This is a genomic window from Sedimentibacter sp. B4 (assembly GCF_000309315.1).
Taxonomy (GTDB): domain Bacteria; phylum Bacillota; class Clostridia; order Tissierellales; family Sedimentibacteraceae; genus Sedimentibacter; species Sedimentibacter saalensis.
Map to the genome: position 1 here is coordinate 1 of NZ_CANG01000714.1, position 215 is coordinate 215.

At 66.5% G+C, this 215-nt stretch carries 1 pseudogene; it reads right to left on the reverse strand.

Annotated features, from left to right (window positions below):
- Nucleotides 1–200, reverse strand: a pseudogene (locus BN358_RS12845) (hypothetical protein); the annotation flags it as partial.
- Between the last annotated feature and the right edge of the window lie 15 nt (nt 201–215).

The window sequence follows — 215 nt, forward strand, 5'->3', positions numbered from 1 at the left end:
TGCACAGCGGTCACCCGTCCGCTCAGGGCCGCGGCGATCTGGTATTCGTTCGCCTCCACCGACCCGGTGACCTGCTCCTGCGCGGTCTCGGTCGTCGGATGGGTGGAGCTCCACCACCACCAAGTGCCACCGCCGATGAGCAGCACCAAGACGACAACGATCACCAGGATCGGGGGGTGCCTGCGCTTCTCGCCTGCCATGTTCGTCACCTGTCC